Origin of the sequence: Catenuloplanes japonicus (genome assembly GCF_000717135.1) — a bacterium.
GTDB lineage: Bacteria > Actinomycetota > Actinomycetes > Mycobacteriales > Micromonosporaceae > Catenuloplanes > Catenuloplanes japonicus.
The window spans coordinates 200,139-214,139 of the sequence record NZ_JNXY01000002.1 but is presented as its reverse complement, the minus strand read 5'-3'; the positions used below and the strand labels follow the sequence as shown (position 1 = coordinate 214,139).

At 72.6% G+C, this 14,001-nt stretch carries 11 protein-coding genes; 8 read left to right on the top strand and 3 right to left on the bottom strand.

Annotated elements, in window-relative coordinates; translation table 11 throughout:
- The first annotated feature begins 237 nt into the window (after positions 1 to 237).
- Both OP04_RS04945 and arfB read left to right on the top strand, forming a co-directional pair.
- Positions 238 to 1,626, top strand: a complete 1,389-nt coding sequence (locus OP04_RS04945; protein WP_085066231.1) for an NAD(P)/FAD-dependent oxidoreductase — start codon at positions 238 to 240, stop codon at positions 1,624 to 1,626.
- A 48-nt stretch (positions 1,627 to 1,674) separates the two neighbouring features.
- Complete coding sequence (gene arfB, locus OP04_RS04940) at positions 1,675 to 2,100, top strand: alternative ribosome rescue aminoacyl-tRNA hydrolase ArfB (protein ID WP_033338273.1); 426 nt, start codon at positions 1,675 to 1,677, stop codon at positions 2,098 to 2,100.
- Between the two features lie 636 nt (positions 2,101 to 2,736).
- Here arfB and OP04_RS04935 read toward each other — a convergent pair.
- A complete protein-coding gene (locus OP04_RS04935; RefSeq protein ID WP_033338272.1) occupies positions 2,737 to 3,669 on the bottom strand; it encodes a LysR family transcriptional regulator in 933 nt (310 codons plus the stop codon).
- A 157-nt stretch (positions 3,670 to 3,826) separates the two neighbouring features.
- Between OP04_RS04935 and OP04_RS04930 the strand changes: the two genes are divergently transcribed.
- From OP04_RS04930 to OP04_RS04920, 3 genes are read left to right on the top strand one after another with little or no spacing between them, the layout of a single operon-like run.
- A complete protein-coding gene (locus OP04_RS04930) occupies positions 3,827 to 4,261 on the top strand; it encodes a hypothetical protein (protein ID WP_157239296.1) in 435 nt (144 codons plus the stop codon).
- A 10-nt stretch (positions 4,262 to 4,271) separates the two neighbouring features.
- Positions 4,272 to 5,708, top strand: coding sequence for a TldD/PmbA family protein (locus OP04_RS04925; RefSeq protein ID WP_033338270.1), 1,437 nt, complete (start codon positions 4,272 to 4,274; stop codon positions 5,706 to 5,708).
- Positions 5,705 to 7,048, top strand: a complete 1,344-nt coding sequence (locus OP04_RS04920) for a metallopeptidase TldD-related protein (RefSeq protein ID WP_033338269.1) — start codon at positions 5,705 to 5,707, stop codon at positions 7,046 to 7,048. Before OP04_RS04925 ends, OP04_RS04920 begins: the two co-directional genes overlap by 4 nt.
- Before the next feature lie 3 nt (positions 7,049 to 7,051).
- Here OP04_RS04920 and OP04_RS04915 read toward each other — a convergent pair whose 3' ends face one another.
- The gene (locus OP04_RS04915) at positions 7,052 to 8,131 is read right to left on the bottom strand and encodes a winged helix DNA-binding domain-containing protein (RefSeq protein ID WP_033338268.1); all 1,080 of its coding nucleotides are present in this window, start codon (positions 8,129 to 8,131) and stop codon (positions 7,052 to 7,054) included.
- A 29-nt stretch (positions 8,132 to 8,160) separates the two neighbouring features.
- On the opposite strand from OP04_RS04915, the gene OP04_RS04910 reads away from it, so the two are divergent.
- From OP04_RS04910 to OP04_RS04900, 3 genes are all read left to right on the top strand, one after another.
- Entirely contained in the window at positions 8,161 to 9,312 is a 1,152-nt protein-coding gene (locus tag OP04_RS04910; protein ID WP_033338267.1) for an MFS transporter, read from the top strand.
- 8 nt (positions 9,313 to 9,320) lie between these two features.
- Positions 9,321 to 10,202, top strand: coding sequence for an aminoglycoside phosphotransferase family protein (locus OP04_RS04905; protein ID WP_198153720.1), 882 nt, complete (start codon positions 9,321 to 9,323; stop codon positions 10,200 to 10,202).
- A 64-nt stretch (positions 10,203 to 10,266) separates the two neighbouring features.
- On the top strand, positions 10,267 to 13,542 hold the full coding sequence (locus tag OP04_RS04900; protein ID WP_051797101.1) for an NACHT domain-containing protein: 3,276 nt from the start codon (positions 10,267 to 10,269) through the stop codon (positions 13,540 to 13,542).
- Here OP04_RS04900 and OP04_RS04895 read toward each other — a convergent pair.
- Positions 13,527 to 13,970 (bottom strand): DUF5990 family protein, encoded by a 444-nt coding sequence (locus tag OP04_RS04895; protein ID WP_033338432.1) that lies wholly within the window; start codon positions 13,968 to 13,970, stop codon positions 13,527 to 13,529. The two genes, OP04_RS04900 and OP04_RS04895, sit on opposite strands and share 16 nt — an antisense overlap.
- Between the last annotated feature and the right edge of the window lie 31 nt (positions 13,971 to 14,001).

The following is a 14,001-nucleotide window of genomic DNA, read 5'->3' as shown; positions in this document are numbered from 1 at the left end:
CGGCGATGCTGGCAGGGAGCCCACTACCGCCCCGGCCACCCGCCCCTAACCGGAGTGAACGCTCCGCTCATGCGACGACCGGTGCCCGCGGGAGCAACGCTGCCGGACCACCACGAAAGTGGGAAGAAAAGGTCTTGAAGGCTTTTGACCTTGGGAAGTAGATGGGCGTTTACCGCCCATCGGGGGACGAGGAGACCGTAGCGTGAGCGCTGGGGTCTTCGGGGGAAAGGAAGAGCCATGAGTGATCAACACAGGGTTGTCGTCGTGGGCGCCGGGTTCGGCGGGCTCTTCGCCACGAAGGCGTTGAAGCGCGCGGACGTGCACGTCACCTTGATCAACGGCACCACGCACCACCTGTTCCAGCCACTGCTCTACCAGGTCGCCACCGGGATCCTGTCCGAAGGGGAGATCGCGCCGCCGGTGCGGGAGATCCTGAAGAAGCAGGAGAACGTGGAGGTGCTGCTCGGCTGGGTCACCGAGGTGGACGTCGCGCAGCGGACGGTGACCGCCACCGCGACGACCGGCATCGAGTACCAGGTGCCCTACGACTCGCTGATCGTGGCCGCGGGCGCGTCCCAGTCGTACTTCGGCAACGACCACTTCGCGGAGAACGCGCCCGGCATGAAGAGCATCGACGACGCGCTGGAGCTGCGCGGGCGGATCTTCGGCGCGTTCGAGATGGCGGAGCTGGAGACGGACCAGGAGGCGATCGACCGCTGGCTCACGTTCGTCGTGGTCGGCGCCGGTCCGACCGGTGTGGAGATGGCCGGTCAGATCGCCGAGCTGGCCCACCGCACGCTGCCCGGACAGTTCCGGCGGATCGACCCGAAGCGGGCCAGGGTGATACTGGTCGACGCCGTCGACGCGGTGCTGCCGAGCTTCGGCGACCACCTGTCCACCCAGGCGCTGCGGCAGCTGCACAAGATCGGTGTCGAGGTCGAGCTGGGCACGAAGGTGGTCGGCGTCGACGAGGGCGGCATCGACGTGGAGACCGTCGGCGGCGCGAAGCGCATCGAGGCGGCCACGAAGATCTGGGCCGCCGGCGTGGCCGCGCCGCCGCTGGCGAAGAAGCTGGCCGAGGCCGCGGGCGCGGAGACGGACCGGGCCGGGCGCATCCTGGTCAATCCGGACTGCACCGTCCCCGGGCACCCGGAGATCTTCGCGCTCGGCGACATGATGTCGCTGAACCGGCTGCCCGGCGTGGCACAGGTCGCGATCCAGAGCGGCCGGTACGCGGCCGACACCATCAAGCGGCGCCTGGCCGGGAAGCCCGCACCGGAGCCCTTCAGGTACTACGACAAGGGCAGCATGGCCACGATCTCCCGGTTCTCGGCCGTGGCCAGCACCGGGAAGATGCACTTCACCGGCGTGATCGGCTGGTTCATGTGGCTGGCCGTGCACCTGCTCTACCTGGTCGGCTTCAAGAACCGCGTCTCCACGATCGGGCACTGGTTCGTGTCGTTCGTCGGCAACGGCCGTGCCGAGCGGGTGACGACCACGCAGCAGGTGGTGGCGCGTACGGCGATCCGGCGGCTGGGCCTGCTGGACACGTCGGTCCCGGCGAGCGAGGGGGTGCCCGCGTCCGTCGCGGTGTCCAAGCTCGGTTCGCCGGTCTCCCGCGGCTGAGACCTCCGGGTGGGCGGGCCGCAGGGCCCGCCCACTACCGTGGAGCGCATGACCGATGATCTCCACGTCTCCGACCGGCTGGTCATCCCGGCCGCGGAGTTGAGCTGGCGGTTCTCCCGCTCGGGCGGCCCCGGCGGGCAGGGCGTCAACACCACGGACAGCCGCGTGGAGCTCAGCTGGGATCTGGGCGCGTCCGCCGTGCTCCCGCCGGTGCTGCGCGAGCGCGCGATGCAGCGGCTCGGCGGCCGCCTGGTCGACGGCGTGGTGACGATCGCGGCGTCCGAGCACCGCTCCCAGCTGCGCAACCGCGAGGCCGCGCTGGAGCGGCTGGCCGCGCTGATCGCCGGCGCGGTCGCGGCCCCGCCCCGCCAGCGCCGCGCGACGCGGCCGACGAAGGGTTCGGTGGAACGCCGCCTGACCGCGAAGAAGCAGCGCGGCAACATCAAGCGCGGCCGCCGTGGCGAGCACGACTGACCGGGCCACCGTGCCCGCCCGGCCTGGGCGATGCCCGGCAGGCACGCCTGTGGCCCATGGCGAAACCTCTCCGATCCCGCTTCGACGGCGCCTCGCGGGCCGGCCGACCCGCGCGAACCGGCTCCGACGGGGCGGGCAAAGCGGAGCGCCAGCGAAGTCTTTGCCCGCCCCGAGGTTTGCCCGCGGGAGCATGCGGGCCGCACCACGCCGGAAGCGGGAAAATGATCTTCCGGAATTTGATCTTCCGAACTTTGATCTTCCGAGCCTTCTGATCGTGAAGTCCGCGCCTGGCTCGATCAACCGGGCACTCCATGCCCGAAATATCACCATAAGGCGACCGGCGACCGGCGCCGGCGTTCCGCGCAGGCCGCCCGCACGCGTGTGTGGATCATTGACGTCTGCGAAATGGCTGCCACAAGCGCTCCCCGACCGCCATTTCGCAGACGTCAATGATCCACACACGGTGATGTGACGGCCGCGCTTGCGGAGGACTCCGGGTGGAGCCTCGCAGAGTGACCATCCTTCGGCTCTGGCTCTCGTCGGTACCTGTCGCCCGGTCAGCTTTCCGCGCCGGAGTGAGGCCGCGATCGGCCCGCGGAGGCTATGTCACAAAATTTCGGGCACGACGTGCCCATCTCACGCCAGTTGACGGCCAGGCGCCCAGGTCCCGGGCCGGTCGAGCGCAGGGCTGCCCGCGGCGAGGTGGTCGCGGAGCGCGTCCAGCGCCGGGTGGCGGTTGTCGCGGTGCCGGAGCAGCGAGTGCGGATAGACCGGCGCCGGGTCGGTCAGCGGGATCCGCCGCAGCCCGTGACCGTCCGGCCAGACCAGGCGCGTCCGCTCCCCGATGATCGTGGCCAGCGCCGGCGTGTCCGCGACCGTGTCGAGCAGTGCGTCCGCCCCCAGGTTCGGCCCGGTCGCCTCGATCGTCAGCCCGAACCCGGCCGCGAGCGCCGCGTAGTAGGCGGCCCACTCCGTCCCGGGCGCGATCCCCGGCATCCAGATCCGGTGCGCTCTCAGCTCCGTCACGGTGACCGATCGTGCCCCGGCCAGCGCATGGTCCGGCCCGGTGAGCAGCTGCAACGCTTCGTCGAGGACCCGGACCGCGCGGACGTCCTCCGGCAGCAGTTGCCCCGGCATGCCGACCGCCCGGAACGACGCGTCGATCGTCCCCGCCCGGATCGCCGCCACCGCGGCCTCCAGGTCGAACAGCTGCACCACGTCGAGCGCGATCCGCGGGTGCGCCTCGTGGAAGTCGCGGATCATCCCCGTGGTCGCGAGCCGCGACGCGATCACGTCGATCCGCAGCGGACGGCTCCCCGGCCGCACGGACGCCGCCGCCCGGTCGACGGCCCTCAGCAGCTCCCGCGCGTGCGGCAGGAACGCCTGCCCGTCGATGGTGAGCGTGGTACCGCGTGGCGCACGGGTGAGCAGCGGCACGCCGAGGTCCCGTTCCAGTGCCGCGATCCGCTTCGAGACCGCCTGCTGACTGACGGACAGCACGTCGGCCGCGTCCTGGAACCGCCCTGCGTCCACCACCGTCACGAACGTCCGCACGGTCTCCAGATCCACCCCGCAAACCTACAACCATCGGTGGTACGAGGTGCGCGTTGCCGTCGCCCCCAGCTGCTGGAGCGGGCGCGTCCGGTCCACTCCTCGTTGTGCGCCGGCCTGCTCTGAGGCTTCCCGGAAATTCGGTCCGCACGCACTCATCCCTGGACGCCCCATCATGCGTATGACGGTGTGCGGCACGCCGCCGGATCGTGACCATCGTCCGGCGGCAGGCCGCCTGAACTCGCACGTCGGTGAAAGGAAAGCCTTGTCCGCTGGACACGACATCGCCCGCCTGCTGGTCCTCGCGCTCGCCGGCGCCGGCCTTGCGGCGTGCGCGCCCACCCCGCTCGGCAGCACCGGCACGGTGATCTCGATCGACCCGAAGGTCTGCGTGGAGGCGGAGACCGGCGCCGAGTACTGCTTCGAGCAGATCACGGTGCAGAAGAAGGTTCCGGGCGTGAATGTCGGCGACTGTGTGGAATTTGAGCACACGCCGCCGAAGAAGCCGGGCGGGTTCTTCCGCCTGGAGAGCATGAACCGCTGCGGCGAGGCGGCGGAGGAGATCGATCCGGACGCGGATCAGGATGTGGATCAAGAGCAGAACCAATAGCCTGGGGTCCATGAGCGACTTCGACGAGGCACAATCGGCGGTCGAGGCGGCGCTGGCCGCCGGCGCCCGCTACGCGGATGCGCGGGTGATGCATCGGCGGTACGAGTCGATGCGCGCCCGCAACGGCGAGATCGAGGAGCTGACCCAGCGTGAGGACGCCGGCCTGGGCGTACGCGCGCTGGTCGGCGACTCCTGGGGCTTCTACGCCATTTCCGAGTTGTCGGACATAGCGGCACGGAAGGCGGGGCGGGTCGCGGCCGAGATCGCGGAGGCCTCGGCGACCGTGCCGGGGCGGCGGGTGGAGCTGTCCGCGGCGGCCGCGAGCATCGACAGCTGGGCCGGCGGGTGCGAGATCGACCCGCTGGCCGTCCCGCTCTCGGACAAGGGTGACCTGCTGTCCGGCGCCACCAAGACCGCGCACGCGGCCGGCGCGGACCTGGCCGAGGGCGTCTACCAGATCTGGGACACGGCCAAGTGGTTCGTCTCCTCCGAGGGGCACCGCATCGACCAGCGCATCCGCGAGTGCGGCGGCGGCATCTGGGCGACCGTGATCGGCGACGGCGAGACACAGCGCCGCTCCTACCCCTCGTACCGCGGCCAGTACGGCACGCGCGGCTGGGAACTGATCCAGGAGCTGGACTTCGGCGCGCACGCGGCCCGGATCGCGGACGAGGCCCGCGCGCTGCTCACCGCGCCGCTCTGCCCGGCCGGCGAGACCACGCTGATCCTCGGCGACGAGCAGATGTCGCTGCAGATCCACGAGTCGATCGGGCACGCGATCGAGCTGGACCGGATCCTCGGCTGGGAGGCCGCGTTCGCCGGCACCAGCTGGCTCGATCTGACGAAGCTGCACCAGCTGCGCTACGGCTCCCCGCTGCTCAACATCGTCATCGACCCGACGATCCCGGGCGCGCTCGGCTCGTTCGGCTACGACGACGAGGGCTCGCCGGCCGTGGCGCGCGACGCGGTCCGGGACGGCATCTGGGTCGGCGTGCTGGCCGGCCGGGACTCCGCGGGCGTGGCCGGGCTGCCCTACGGCGGCAGCGTCCGCGCGGACGGCGCGCTGTCGCTGCCGATGGTCCGGATGACGAACGTCGGCCTGGAGCCGGGCCCGCACACGCTCGACGAGATCATCGCGGCCACGGACGACGGGATCATGATGGAGACGAACCGCTCCTGGTCGATCGACGACAAGCGGCTCAACTTCCAGTTCGGCACGGAGATCGGCTGGGAGATCAAGCGCGGGAAGCGGGGGCGGATGCTGCGCAATCCCACGTACACCGGGATCGGCCCGTCGTTCTGGGGCTCGATGGACATGCTCTCCTCCGAGATCGTCCAGTGGGGCACGCCGAACTGCGGCAAGGGCCAGCCCACCCAGGTCGGGCACACCGGGCATCCGGCCGCGCCGGCCCGGTTCCAGAACGTGCGGGTGGGGGTGCGCGGATGATCGGCCCTGAGTTCCTGGAGACGGTAACGCGCGCGCTGCCCGGCGCCGAGGCCGAGGTCGTGGTGCGCCGGGTGACGCGCGGGCTGACCCGGTTCGCCGGCTCCGCCATCCACCAGAACATCGCCACCGAGACCGACCAGGTCCGGCTGCGCGTGCACCGCGACGGACGCACCGTGGCGCTGACCGGCCACGACCTGGACTCGCTGGTCGACCGTGCCCGCACCGCGCTGGCCGGCGCGCCCGCGGACCGCGCCTGGCCGGGGCTGACACCGCCCACCGCGCCGACGTCGCCCGGCAACGAGGACCCGGAGACCGCGGCCGCCACGCCGGCGGACCGGGCGGCCCGGGTGCGGGACTTCGTGCGCGCGGCCGGCGGCCTGGAGACGGCCGGGTTCGTGTCGACCACCGCCTACCGCGCGTCGTACGCGAACACGCTCGGCCACACCCTGGAGGGCGGCACCACCGAGGCCGCGCTGGACGGGATCGCGCGCACGGGCACCTCGGACGGCGTCGCCCGGTACGCGTCCGTGCGCCTCGGCGAGATCGACGGCGCCCGGCTCGGCGCCCGCGCCGCGGTGAAGGCACGCGCGTCCGCCCGCCCGGAGCCGCTCGCGCCCGGCCGCTACGAGGTGGTGCTCGAACCGGCCGCGGTCACGGACGTGCTGACCTGCCTCGGCCACTACGGATTCAACGGCCGGGGGTACGCGGAGGGCCTGTCGTTCGCCCGGCTCGGCGAGACCCAGCTGGACGACGCGATCACGCTGCTGGACGACCCGGTCGGGCCGGGCGGCGGCGGGCTGCCGTTCGACGCCGAGGGCACGCCACGCGACACGCTCACGCTGGTGTCCCGGGGCACCGTGCGCGCGGTGCTGCACGACCGGGCGACCGCGGCGCTGGCCGGCGGCGCCGCGACCGGGCACTACAGCGACGCCGGGTTCGGCCCGCTGGGCTCGTGCCTGCACCTGCGGGCGCCGACGCGGCAGCCGGCGGACGAGGTGGACGGCCCGGAGGCGGACTCGCACGTCGCCGCGCTGGTCGCGCAGGTCGGGCGCGGGCTGCTGGTGACGGACAACTGGTACACGCGCGTGCTCGACCCGAAGACGCTGGTGATGACCGGCCTGACCCGCAACGGGCTGTGGCTGATCGAGGACGGGCAGGTCACCCGGCCGGTGCAGAACCTGCGGTTCACGCAGTCGTACCCGCAGGCGCTCGGTCCGGGCGCGGTGCTCGGCGTGGGCGCGGCCGCGACCGGGCAGCCCGGGGACCGGCTCGGGACCGCGTACCGCGCGCCGGCGCTGCGGCTGGCGTCGTGGAACTACACCGGGAACGCGGCCGGGTGACGGTCAGTCCGTGAGGTCCAGGCCGGTCAGTTGCACGCCACGGAAGGCGGCCAGCCGTTCGGCCTGTTCCTCGATCGCGGTGCGGTCCATCGGCGCCCACAGCGTGATCTCCAGGCGGAACTTCTTGCCCTGTTTGCGGGGGCGCCAGGTGCCGAGCAGGTCACCGTCGGCCAGCACGATGCCAGGGCGGCCGAGCACGGGCCAGATCTCCTTGGCCCGTGCCGGGTCGTCGACCAGCAGGTCACGGTCCTTGGCCTGGAGGAAGAGGTCGTAGGGGCCGAGCAGCCGGGTGGCCTCGGCCGGGCCTGCGGTCAGCGCCTCCGCATCCTCGGCCAGAATGTCGGCCTTCCGCCCATTTATCGTCACACTGGTGACGTCGGCGGGCCAGCGTGCGGTCACCTCCTTGACCGGCGAGTCCAGGAACGCGGCCACCTGCTTCGGCGTGGCCGGCCCGAGCAGCCGGAGATACGTCCGGATCACGTCGAACTGCGGCTTGACGGTCTTCGCCGGAGAAAACCCCGGAATCCGCTGCAACACCGGCGGCGACGTGCCCGGCTGCAACTCCAGCCCGGCCCGGATCGCCGCCAGCCGGAACGGCATCTCCCACGCGTGCGTCACCCCGCACGGCTTGCAGGCCCGCAGGTGCGGCGCGTCCAAGACCTTGCTCAGCCGCCCCGACGCATCACCCTTCACGGTCGGCTTCGTCACGATCTTCCGCAGCGCGGCCGCGACCTGGTCCAGCCCCTCCAGGTTGCCGATCCCGGCCTGGCGCAGCGGCTTCGACGCGTCATAGATCCGCTTGCCCGCGTCCTCGTCCGAGAACGGCGCCACCGCCGCCGCCACGTCCGGCAGATCCGCCCGCCGGTACAGATGCGGCCCGCCCCGCAGCGTCCACAGCATGCTGAGATCCGCATGATCGTCCAGCCCGCGCACGGTCAGCGCCCACGCCGCGCCGTCCGGCCCGGTGTCCTGCACGCCGTAGTCCAGCACCGCCGTGTCCGCGACCGTGCCGGTCCCGGGCGCCCGGTCCAGCTGCTGCGCCCGGATCCGGAATCCCAGCACCTGCTCCCGCGTGACCTCCACAGTGTTCCCTCCTTCGATATGTTTACGGCGTGAAGAAAGCCCGACTCGCGACCGCGCTGCTCTTCCTGCTCTACGGCACCATGATCGGCGCCTGGACCGCACGCATCCCCGCGATCAAGGAACGCCTGGCCCTCACCGACGGCCTGCTCAGCCTCGCACTCCTCGCGCTGGCCGCAGGCGCGATCACCGGCATGCAACTCGTCGGCGCGCTCGTCGACCGGCACGGCACCCGCCGGGTCCTCACCGCGGTCGCGGTCCTCGACGGCTTCCTGCTGATCCCGGTCGCGCTCGCGCCGGGCCTGGCCACCCTCGCCGCCGCACTCTTCGTCTTCGGCGTGGTGCACGGCACGCTCAACGTCGCCATGAACGCACGCGGCGTCGAGATCGAACGGGCCTGGGGCTCCCCGATCATGTCCTCCTTCCACGCGGCCTACAGCGTCGGCGGCTTCCTCGGCGCGGCGGCCGGCGGCGCGTTCGCCGCGGCCGGCGCCGGACCGGCCGTCACGTTCGCCTCCGTCGCGGTGGTCATGGCCGCGGTCGCGGCCTGGGCGGTCTCCTCCGGCTGGCAGGTCCACGGACAAGACCACACTGCCACGGGGGTACGACAGGAGTCCGGCCGGCTGCACGGCGTACTGCTCCTGGGCGCGCTCGCGTTCTGCGCGCTGATCGGCGAGGGCGCGGCCGCGGACTGGAGCACGGTCTACGTCCGGGACAGCCTCGGCGGCTCCCCGGCGCTCGCGGCCGGCGCCTACGCCGCGTTCTTCGCCGCCATGACCGCCGGACGCCTCGCCGGTGACCCGCTGACCGCCCGCTACGGCCCGGTCACCGTCGTCCGCGCCGGCGGGCTGCTCGCCGCCGCCGGCCTCGGCATCGCGCTGCTGATCGGCCACCCGGTCGCCGGCGTGACCGGCTTCGGCTGCCTCGGCGCCGGACTGTCCACGATCGCGCCACAGGTCTTCTCCGCGGCCGGCGCGCGCAACCCGGACCGTCCGGCGCGCGCGATCGCCCGCGCGGCCAGCATCGGCTGGCTCGGGTTCTTCGCCGGCCCGGTCCTGATCGGCGGCGGCGCCGCGCTCACCGGACTGCCGGTCGCGCTCGGCATCCCGGTCGTGCTGGCCGCCGTGATCGTGCTGGCCGCACGCTCCGTGGCGACTGGCGCTCCGGCCCCCGCACGACCATGATCTCTGGAATGGACGGACGGGCGGGCATCGACGCGGCACTGGTACGACGGCTGATCGAGGCACAGTTCCCGCAGTGGGCCGCGCTGCCGATCCGGCCGGTCGAGGTGGACGGCTGGGACAACCGGACGTACCGGCTCGGCGACACGATGAGCGTGCGACTGCCGACCGCGCCCGGGTACGTGCCCGCGGTCGCGAAGGAGAACGAGTGGCTGCCCCGGCTCGCCCCGCACCTGCCGGTGCCGATCCCGTCCGTGCGCGGCGCGGGCGTGCCGTCTGCGGAGTACCCGTACCCCTGGTCGGTCCGTGACTGGCTCTCCGGCACGACCGCGATGGCCACGCCGCCGGCCGACCTGCCCCGGTTCGCGGAACAGGTCGCCGCGTTCCTCCTGGCGCTGCAACGATGCCCGGCCGACGGCGGCCCGCCGGCCGGCGCGCACAGCTGGCACCGCGGCGCGCCACCCGCGTTCTACGACGACGAGACCCGGGCCTGTCTCCGCACGCTGAAGGGACACATCGACACGGATCGGGCAGCCGCGGTCTGGGCGGACGCACTGGCCGCCGACTTCACCGGCACACCGGTCTGGTTCCACGGCGACATCGCCTCCGGAAACCTGCTGGTCCGCGACGGCGCGCTGGCCGCGGTGATCGACTTCGGCACGTCCGGCGTCGGCGACCCGGCCTGCGACCTGGTCATCACCTGGACGTTCTTCGCCGGCGAGAGCCGCCGGGCCTTCCGGGCCGCGGTCGGGCACGACGAGGGTGCGTGGGCGCGGGCGCGGGGCTGGGTGCTCTGGAAGGCGATGCTCGTCCTGACCGAGGTGATCGACACGGACCCGCGCGAGGCCACCGACCTGCACCGCCTCATCACCGACGTCCTGGCCGACGCATAGCGGGCTGCCCGCACCGGAGCCGCCGGTGCGTAACCGGACGGTGTCCATAAGCGATACTGCCAACGTGTCCAGAACCATCAGCTACGACGATGCCGTCACGCTTCTCGGTGGCGACCGCAGCAAGATCGTGAAGGTGATCGACACGCTGCTGGGCGTCGGGATGCTCGCGCTGGTCGGCCCGTTCCGCGACGTCCTCGGATGGTTCGACGCCAAGGCCGAGCTCAGCCGCGTCACCGCGGACCTGGTCACCCGCCTGACCGAACAACGCTCCGGGCTTTCCCGCGTCGAACGCACCCGGCGCCTCGAGGCCGCGCACGCCGTGATCGCGGTGACCGCGTTCTTCGAGGCGATGGCGGAGGCCGGGTCGCCGCTGCCGCACGGCGACCTCGAGCTGACGGCCGAGGAGCAGACGTCACTGTCCCGCAGCAGCTCACCGCCGCACGACGGCGGCCGGTTCCGCGGCAGCGCCCACCCCCACGCGCTGCTCGACGGCGCGTCCGCGCCGGTGCCCGGGGCGGCCCAGGCACACGAGGACTTCCGGAAAGAGCTGGCCGACCACTACGAGAGCCTGGCAGGCGCGGTTTCCGCGTTCGTGCAGGGGCTGGCGGCGTTCGAGCGGCTCGACGAGACCGCACGGGCCCAGGTACTCGCGGCGATCGCGGCGGTGCCGGGGCCCGCGATCGCCCGGTACCAGAGTCTGCTCGGGCGGCTGGCGGTGGACTTCCCCGAGGTCGCGTTCTGGGCGGGCCTGCGCGAGCACGCCGCCACCCACGAGCGCCTCCGCGACGTCACCACGGGGCTGGAGGCGCTCCGCGAGACGCTGGACGCGATCGCCGGTGGCCGGGCCCCGGACGAGCGCCGCCACGGACTGGCGGTCGCCTATCGGGCCGCGATGCGCCAGCCGATCGCGCCGTCCGGCGAGATACCGGCGGGGCTGCGGGTGCCGACGCTCGCCGAGGCGTTCCTGCCGCAGCTGTACCGTGCCTCCGCGGTCACCGCGACGTCCGCGCTGAGCAATGAGGACTGGTGGGAGCGACGGCCGGTCCGGGACGACCTGCTCGCGTTCCTCACCCGCCATCTCACGTCGCCGGAGGCGGTCGCCGGGCCGCTGCTGGTCCTCGGCCAGCCGGGCTCGGGCAAGTCCGTCGTGACCCGCATCCTCGCCGCCCAGCTGCCGCCGTCCGACTTCCTGCCGGTGCTGGTCGTGCTGCGTGCGGTCCCGGCCGCCGCCGACCTCCAGGACCAGATCGAGCACGCGATCCGGGACACGATCGGTGACCGCGTCGAGTGGCCGGCGCTGTCCCGCTCGGCCGGGGACGCGCTGCCGCTGATCATCCTGGACGGGTTCGACGAACTGCTGCAGGCCACCGGCGCCAACCAGACCGACTATCTGCAGAAGGTCGCCCGGCTCCAGCGGCGCGAGGCGGATCAGGGACGCCCGGTCGCGGTCATCGTCACCAGCAGGACCAGCGTCGCGGATCGTGCACAGGCGCCGGACGGCACGGTCGCGCTGCGGCTGGAGCCGTTCGACGAGTCCCGGGTCGCGGCCTGGCTCGGCGTCTGGAACCGGGCGAACGCGGCCCGGTTCACGGGCGAGGTGGCGCCGATCTCGCTGGACACCGTGATGCGATATCCGGAGCTGGCCTCGCAGCCGCTGCTGCTGCTCATGCTCGCGCTCTACGACGCCGAGGGGAACGCGCTGCGGTCCGCCGGCGCGCTGCGCCCCGACCAGTTGTACGAGCGCCTGCTGGCCCGGTTCGCGCGGCGCGAGGTGGAGAAGATCGCCCACGGGCTGCCGCCGCGCGAGGTGGCCAGGCGGGTGGAGGCCGAGCTGCGACGGCTGAGCGTGGTCGCGTTCGCGATGCTCAACCGGGGTGCGCAGTGGGTGACGCAGGACCAGCTCGAATCGGACATGCAGGCGCTGCCCGGCCTCAGCGGGGCCGGCCCCGCGTCCACCGGTGCCGACGGCCTGCGTGCGCCGCTGCAGACGTCGGAGCTGGCACTCGGATCGTTCTTCTTCGTGCACCGCGCCCGCGCCACCCTCGGCCGGGCGCGGCTGGAGTCCTATGAGTTCCTGCACGCCACCTTCGGCGAGTACCTGGCCGCCCGCCTGATCCACAGCATCGTCGGGGAGCTGGTCGCCCGGGAACGGGTGACCACGTTCCATACCGGCAATGCCGTCGACGACGACCTGCTCCACGCCCTGCTGTCCTTCGCGCCGCTCGGCTGGCGCCGGCAGGTGGTGATCTTTCTCCGGGACATGGCCTCCGCGCTCGACGACGCCGCGCGTGCGGAGTGGGCGGACCTGCTGACCCAGGTCTACCGGACGGCGCAGCTGCCGCGCTCACCACGTGCCTTCGCCGGATACACGCCGCAGTTCCTCACCGTGCCCGGGAGCATCGCCGCCTATACCGCCAATCTGCTGCTGCTCATCCTCAGCGTGGCGCCGGTCACCGCGTCCCGTCTGACCGGCGGCGATGCGGCGCGGGGGCGGGAGACGCCGATCCGCGCGTGGCGGCAGGACAGTCGCCTGTGGCGCTCGCAGCCGTCGTCGAGCGGCTTCAGCGGGCTGGTCGACCTGGTGGCGCTCGATCGGGTCATGGACGAGCACGGAGTGCGCGACGTCGTGATGCGTCTCACCGACATACCGGTGGCGGCGCCGCCCACCGTGGATCTGCACTGGGTGTTCCAGGAGCACCCGCCGCGGATCGACTCCATGTCGCATCTGCGCAGGGAGGCGCATTTCACCTGTCATGACGACGACGATCTGCAGCAGCACCTGAACGATCCCCTGTTCGAGGCCGGTCTCCACGAGGAGAGCGGCAACGTCAGCCGGCTGGAGGACGGGTTCACGACGCCGCCCGGGATGATTCTCCGGCTGCTCTTCTCGGACGGGCTGACACCGGCGCAGCGGGCGGCCGTCTACCGGAGATGGATCGTGGTCTCGAGGTCCAGCCGGGCCAGGCGGCTGCTGCTCGACCAGCTGGCGACCGATCGGGACGCCGATCCGGAAACGGTGCTGTACGTCCTCAACAAGATCGATCCGGATCTGGCCGGGGCCGCGTTCCTGCGCTGTGTGAGCGCGCACCTCGGCCGGGGCGCCAGGTTCGACCGTGACCTCAGGAACCATCTGTACCGAGCCGTCTCCGGGGATGTCGACACCTGGGACCGGGACGGCCTCGACGCGATCCTGCGCCTGCACGAGGCCGGGCCACCGGGCCACGCGATCGACGACGACGCGGCCGAGCTGCTCGTCAGCCGGTTCGCCGGCACGAGCCGGGCGCTGGCCGCGCGCATCCGGTCGATGGCCGCGCCGAGGAACGCTCAGACGAGGGGCTGAACCGACCACGCAACGTGCGGCGGCCGTACCGTGGCGCAGATCGGTCCGCCCTTCGCGTCCGTCAGGCCGAGCCGTGCGACCAGCACGCCGCGCCCCGTCACCGCCGCCGCGATCAGCTCGTCCCCCGCGTCCGCCGGGTGGATCTTCGCGCGCCGGAAGCCGTGGAAGACGCCGGACGCCACGGTCCCCCACGACAGGTACACGAACCGCGCCCCGCGCTTCCCGTGGATGAACGGCCCGCCGAAGTCCGGGCCGTCCTTCGTGGTCACCTCGACCTGCCAGACCGCGGACTCCGCATCCCCGGGGACGAGTGAGATCACCTCGTCGCGGCGCTGGATGCCGACGTGGACGGCCGGATAGGGCGGGCCGGCCGGGTTGGTGTCCGCCACGCGTCCCGGCAGGTCGAAGCCCTCGATCCGCAACTGCACGAGACCAGCTTCGCACCCCGGAGAACCGAAA